The 6,303-nt window shown below is 41.8% G+C and carries 4 protein-coding genes and 4 pseudogenes; 3 read left to right on the top strand and 5 right to left on the bottom strand.

Annotated features, from left to right (window positions below):
* Positions 1-765 precede the first annotated feature (765 nt).
* Positions 766-1,802, bottom strand: a pseudogene (locus tag C9J12_RS29305) (IS630 family transposase).
* 45 nt (positions 1,803-1,847) lie between these two features.
* Between C9J12_RS29305 and C9J12_RS29300 the strand changes: the two are divergent.
* On the top strand, positions 1,848-2,276 hold the full coding sequence (locus C9J12_RS29300) for an IS110 family transposase (RefSeq protein ID WP_407675714.1): 429 nt from the start codon (positions 1,848-1,850) through the stop codon (positions 2,274-2,276).
* 15 nt (positions 2,277-2,291) lie between these two features.
* Positions 2,292-2,462: pseudogene (locus tag C9J12_RS29295) on the top strand (IS6 family transposase); the annotation flags it as partial.
* 44 nt (positions 2,463-2,506) lie between these two features.
* Here C9J12_RS29295 and C9J12_RS29290 read toward each other — a convergent pair.
* The 4 genes and pseudogenes from C9J12_RS29290 to C9J12_RS29275 form a co-directional block, all read right to left on the bottom strand.
* Positions 2,507-2,962 (bottom strand): annotated as a pseudogene (locus C9J12_RS29290) (IS3 family transposase); the annotation flags it as partial.
* Between the two features lie 79 nt (positions 2,963-3,041).
* Entirely contained in the window at positions 3,042-4,565 is a 1,524-nt protein-coding gene (ltrA, locus tag C9J12_RS29285; protein ID WP_107246867.1) for a group II intron reverse transcriptase/maturase, read from the bottom strand.
* Positions 4,566-5,205: 640 nt separating this feature from the next.
* Positions 5,206-5,613, bottom strand: a complete 408-nt coding sequence (locus C9J12_RS29280) for an IS3 family transposase (RefSeq protein ID WP_170111917.1) — start codon at positions 5,611-5,613, stop codon at positions 5,206-5,208.
* Positions 5,614-5,624: 11 nt separating this feature from the next.
* A complete protein-coding gene (locus C9J12_RS29275) occupies positions 5,625-5,927 on the bottom strand; it encodes a transposase (protein ID WP_170111916.1) in 303 nt (100 codons plus the stop codon).
* Positions 5,928-5,997: 70 nt separating this feature from the next.
* On the opposite strand from C9J12_RS29275, the pseudogene C9J12_RS29270 reads away from it, so the two are divergent.
* Positions 5,998-6,300, top strand: a pseudogene (locus C9J12_RS29270) (DDE-type integrase/transposase/recombinase); the annotation flags it as partial.
* Between the last annotated feature and the right edge of the window lie 3 nt (positions 6,301-6,303).

The raw sequence follows: 6,303 nt of genomic DNA, 5'->3' as shown, positions 1-6,303 counted from the left end.
CATGCGTTGGCGCTGCGTAAGCGGTAGAAGCTATTCCTGCCATCAACATACCTGTAATAGCACAAGCCATTTTGCTCAGGTTCAATCCCTTTTGCATTGTTATCTCTCCACGTTATGGTCAAAAAAATATAAATTCGAGTTACCTTCTTTTTCATGTATTTCTAATTGTTTTATTTCAGTAATTAAATACCTCTTTAATTGACAGCTATTTAACAATAAAAATAGCTGTACAATTAATACCTCTTGAGTGTGAATCATGTTTTTTTTTATCGCGAATAAATATTGTTTTTTTTAGACGTAACATGAGAATCTAATGCAACAAAGTCGTAAACAGGGGGGGTAGATTATGATTGACATCAACCTTCATCACTTCCAACATTATGACCATTAAATTCACAGGTCATCATTTTCCTTCCGAGATCATACTGCAGTCCGTTTATTACTATCTTTTCTATAAGCTGAGTTACCTGAAACTGAAGAGATATAGGCAGAGTGAGGTATTCATGTTGATCATGCAACATTGAACCGCGGGGTCATCAAATATGTCCCTTTATTGGAATATCGTGCCAGATGAACGAGGCCTATATCAACGTCAAAGGGCTTTAATGTAATGAACCATCCCACCCCATAGCGTCCCGTCAGGCTATGATTATGGTGACAATTAATAAGTGGGAGAGAGAGTGATGGTCATTAACTTACTGGGTATTGATATTGCCAAGAATGTTTTTCAACTTCATGGTGTTGGTTATAATGGTATATACCCAATCAACTTGAAGATGCAGAATTGAGCACCTGAAAGTTATCATTAAGTCGAGACGTCAATGAGCCTGCGATCTCTGGAAGAGTGACAGTAAAAAATTGGTCTATAGCTTCCTTGAAGTCACGTTTACTCTTGAAGTAAACGTTATTCCTCGACTTCTCGTTCATCACTTTCCAAAGTCGTTCTATAGGATTAAGATTCGGACTGTAAGGTGGAAGATAATGAAGCTTAATATTGAGAACGAAAGCCGCATCCCTGACCAAATCACTACGGTGATATCCCGCCCCATCTAAGATGATATGGAGCGTGTGATCTAATGGGTAACTATCCCTTAGTTTGCAGAAAAAGCGAACGATGTTCTTACTGTTAATGCTTTCATAGTCACTAACAACAGTGGCTCCGATGTCCGACAGGTTCAGTTCAGCGCACCGATAATATTAAGTCGGCTACGACTACCTGTTGTTTCAAGCACTTTATCTTGCCCTGTACGTATCCAACCATGCGTGATTTTAGTCGCCTGCGTTGGATGAACAGCATCAATGAATAAAATCGATTCATCCTCGCCACAGCTCGCTTTAAGAGCGTCATAAGCCTCAATAAAAGCCTGCTGTTTTGCTTCATCAAACTTATGTGGGACACCTTTGGGCATCTTATAACTAAAGCCATTGTGATGAAGCCATTTGTTCATACCTGGGACACTGTATTGAACGCCAAAATGTTCCATTACGTAGGCTACGATTTGATGTGAATGATGGTAGGCATGCTCAGTCAGATGCTCTATTAGCGCCATCGCTTGAATGACAGATAAGTATCCCGATGACCCGCCATTTTCAGGTGTCAGTTTTTCAGATTGTTCATAATCTTTGAGATGACGAAGAACTGTCGTTTCATGGATGCGCAGAGCTTGTGAAATCATGGAGGTACTCCAACCTTCAGATGCAAGAAGTACCGCTTTTATACGGTCACGAACTCGACCATCACGAGTATTATCATGCTGGTTTTCAAGTTCGTGTTTTTGCTTTTGGGTTAGAGTCATTTTCATAGTGTGTAGCATGATCCTCATTATTGAAGAAATCAAGCATCATCAATGATCACGGGTATAGCCATTTTAAAAAAGCGCCTATCAAGAGGTAAGTTGGCTGAATATATCGCTAATTTACCACCATGTACGATCGTAATGGAATCGTGTGGAGGAGCCAACTACTGGGCCCGTGTTTTTCAACGATCTGGGCATACAGTGAAGCTCATTAGCCTTCAATTCGTAAAGCCGTTTGTTAAAACAAACAAAAATGACGCTAACGATGTCGAAGCCATCACGGAGGCTGCCAGTAGACCCTCAATGAAATTCGTCCCCATCAAGCAAGTTGAACAACAAGATATACAGTCTCTCCACCGAATTAGAAGTCGGTTAGTTAAAAACCGGACAGCACTGATTAACGAAATAAGAGGGCTCAATTTGGAATATGGGTTTGTTGCAAAAAATTCTGCTTCAGCCCAAAATCCCACCTTTACCTAACCCTCTGAGCACCCAATGACTAAGAATGAATTCAAATGGAAACATTTTTCTCCTGAAATCATCCTTTGGTGCTTGCGATGGTATGGTTCAACACCAATGAGTTATGCCAACCTCAGTGATATGTTGGCAGAGCGAGGGATCTCGGTGAATCGTTCGACCATTTATCGTTGGTTTATTGAATACGCTCTGTTGTGGTCAAGTAAAACTGTACACCTCGATGGGCGTTTAAATTAAGCCGCAGCTTCCATCATCACGGGCGATAAATAGTTATTATAACTATGGCCTCGTTTTGTATTGTAATGCTGTAATATATATTTAAGCGTATCCCGCTCAGCTTCTGCAAAGGTGTTATAGCATTCCTTCGGCATCCACTCCGTTTTGAAACTTCTAAAAAATCGTTCCATTGGGGCATTGTCCCAACAATTTCCGCGGCGACTCATACTTTGTGTTATTTGGTATTTCCACAACGCTTGTCTGAATTGAAGGCTCGTGTAATGACAACCTTGGTCTGAATGAAACATAACATTTTTGGGGCGTCCTCGGCTTTCATAAGCCATTCGTAACGCAGCACAAGTTAAATCAGTGTTTGGGCTATCTGAGCATGCCCAACCCACAATTTTTCGAGCAAATAAATCCATGACCACAGCTAAGTACATCCATTGATTACCAGCCCAAAGTAGAGTAAGAGGCAGAGCGTAGTCGACTATTTCTCTGCCTCTCCTCTCCGAACCGTACGTGCACCTTTCAGCGCATACGGCTCTCCGCTTAATTGTGGTTAACAGCCATTGCAACATCGCTGTAGCGAGATGTGACCGTATTTCTTATTTCATCTCTGAGGTAGGGATTCGATTCAGGCAATCGCCATCTAAAGGATAATTTGGGGCTGCTCACTAACCTAAACAGTGATACTCCACATAAATTGCCTTGATTGCTCTTCCCAAACAGAACCCATGTCGTGGCCTGATTTGGTGTTGGACGTTTGATCCATTTCATCATTAGTGATTTGATGGAACATCGATATTTCTTTCCTAACCACTTGGCCAATTTCCAGAAAACAATACGATCGATTTTACTGTAAACTTTCGCAGTATAATCTGTATGTCGATAAAATTGAGACCAACCTTTTAGCTTACTATTAAGTTGTTCTACTTTGTCTATCTTGCTACAACTATGATCTCCCGATAAAGCCAGACTCAACGAGTGAGAAAATGCTTTAGCTTTAGCATAGGGGATACCTGACACCACACGCATGTTACCTTTAGGACCTCGTTTTCGAATGAGCCTATGTCCAAGGAAGATGAAACCATCATTCACATGTGTGATATGGGTTTTGTCCATATTCAGTGTGAGTTTAAGTTTACCTTCAAGGAAATTTTGACACTGTTCACGAATAGCTTCTGCTTGCTGTTTGTTGCCTTTAACAATCACTAGAAAGTCATCAGCATAACGACAGTAAGCAACTGCGGGTTGCCATTGTCTCTTTTCCTTTAACGCAATCTTGCGTTTGTCTTGAATAGTTCGATTCCAATACCAGCGGTCTTTACGTGTTTTCTTGTTTAAATAACATTTATCCAGATACTGGTCGAACTCATTGAGCATGATGTTGGACAGTAACGGAGAAATGACGCCACCTTGTGGTACACCTTTACTTGTTGCACAGAATAAATTGCGATCAATATGTCCGGCCTTAATGAATAGCCAAAGCAGTTCATTAAATCGCTGACAACTAATGCGCTTACGAACGCATGCCATGAGTAATCGATGATGAACAGTATCAAAGTAGCTAGATAGATCACCTTCAATTACCCAACGTCCTCTCGCTACATTGCCATCGGTTAATTGCAGCTTAACCGTTCTAATGGCGTGATGAACACTGCGTTCAGGCCTAAAGCCATAGGATAATGAGTGAAAATCATTTTCCCATATTGGCTCCATTGCCATAAGCATGGCACGTTGTACTATTCTGTCTCTTAAGGTTGGGATGCCTAAGGGGCGCTGCTTTCCATTGGCCTTTGGGATGTAAATTCTTCTGGCGGGCATCGGTTGGTAATTACCTGACAGTAAATCATCTCTGATTTGAGCCAGATACGCATCCAGATGACCCTGCAAGTGGATTTTAGTTATCCCATCAACCCCAGCTGTTTTAGCACCTTTGGAGGAAAGCGTTACTTGTGCGGCTTGATAAAGCCAATTCTGGTGACAGATTAGGCGCAATAACCGATTGACGCGACGCGTTTTATCGATTGATGTCCATGTTGCTAATTTGCGTTGCAGTTCGCTGATTATCAAAGGTCTTCACCTCATTAAGGTCAGATAATTTGCTTGCGCAAATCAATTAAACTGCGCTCCTTTGCCATGTAATGGGCTTTCCCCATCTCAGACTACTATGAGCGCTCCGCCAGTTTGTTTGCCATTGGGGTCGTGCTCCCTTAACATCCAAACAAACCTTCCCCGGTTTACCTACCTGAACTCAAACATATTGGTGTGGATGCCGATCGCAGTCTTTAACCTTATCGTGTTGTAAGGTGATAGTGCTTAAACGCCGACTTGTGATTTGACGTTTATCCATTAATAAATACCTATGTGTTACTCATTAATTCGGTAATAGCGCCCATTCATTTAGCACTGTTACTGCACTATACTGCCTGTTAAATCGTGTAGGCAGTGGCGACGTTTCAGCCCATAGATGCGGGTTAATCGGTTCATGTTCTTCATCCGTTCAATACTTAGCCTAGAAGAGCATCTTGGCGTAACGATTTCGCCTCACTCCCCGTTGTCAGCGAGTTACATCACCTTATCAGCATACGATAAGTCACTGCCGCTCAGACTCAACTATCTGCACAACCAGATAGTGCCGCAAACACACGTTAGCTCCTGCTATTGTGTTTGTGTATTTCAGATAGACTCGTGGTTCATTTAAGCTTCCTTGCTAGTGCTGAACTCCGGGCACACCATAAGTGACATCGCCACACCAAACTTGATTAACGGCTTCAACATCAAACTGCCTATTTAGTCGGTTTGGGGCTATTTTCGATACATCCTCAGATATCTTATACTTATGTTTATTGGGCTGTTTACTGACAATGCCTACTTCTTTCATTAAGCTTGCAGCCTTGTATCGACCGACACTTTCGCCTGCTTGATTTAATTGGCCTGAAATTGTTCTCGCGCCAGCAGAGCCTCGACTACGACTGTGGATATCAACGACTTTTTGACGTAATAAAGCGCGTTCAGGCTTTGTTACGCCGCGGTGTTTAAGTCGATAATGGAAGCTACTACGAGGTATTTCAAATAATACACATAACTTTTTTATTGAATGAGGCTCTCTTGATAACACAGCTATCAAATCTATCGTTTGATGCTGTCTTGTATTAAAAGAGCGGAAGCTTTTTTTAAAATATCTTTCTCCCATTCAATTTGCTTAATTTTTGCTTCAAGCTCTTGAATACGTATTTGGTCTGGCGTCATCGCTTTCGCAGTCGGTGTTACCCCGTCATGCTCTTGCTTAAGTTGAGCTACCCATCGTCTCATTGCTGTGTATCCAACACCGACGGCATCACAGGCTTCTTGTATCGTGTAACCTTTGTCCAAGACTAAACTTGCTGCATCATGCTTGAATGCGACTGAATATGTTGATCGAGCTTTTGTCATTGTGTACACCATTTTTATGTTGAGAGTATTTTATCCCATTTAGGTGTACAAATTCATTAAGCCACAACACAATGCGATTGCTCGCTTGAAAAAAGAAGGACGATTACGAGCGAATGTAGAACAGCGGCAAGTGAAATGTCTCAATAATGGTATCGAGTCGGATCATGCGCCGATCAAGAAGCTGACTGTCGCTACCGGTGGATTAAAAATACGAAAACGTGCCTGGTCAACGCTTCAGGAATTTGAGTTATTACGGATGATAAATAAGGGTCAATTTGATTTATGGTTGCGCAATGATGAACATAAAACCCTAGTGCGGGAGAGATCCGCCTTCATGAATCGTCTCTTCAATATTGAGGTGGTTTACCAGTAATCA

The sequence above is a fragment of the Photobacterium frigidiphilum genome, from assembly GCF_003025615.1.
GTDB classification, from domain to species: Bacteria; Pseudomonadota; Gammaproteobacteria; order Enterobacterales; family Vibrionaceae; genus Photobacterium; species Photobacterium frigidiphilum.
Note: the sequence above shows the minus strand (reverse complement) of the source record. Positions and strands in the feature narration are given on the sequence as shown.

Excerpts from the sequence above, each read along its gene's own strand:
- C9J12_RS29300 (WP_407675714.1), top strand. The coding sequence starts at position 1,848 with ATGATCACGGGTATAGCCATTTTAAAAAAGCGCCTATCAAGAGGTAAG.
- C9J12_RS29275 (WP_170111916.1), bottom strand. The coding sequence starts at position 5,927 with ATGACAAAAGCTCGATCAACATATTCAGTCGCATTCAAGCATGATGCA.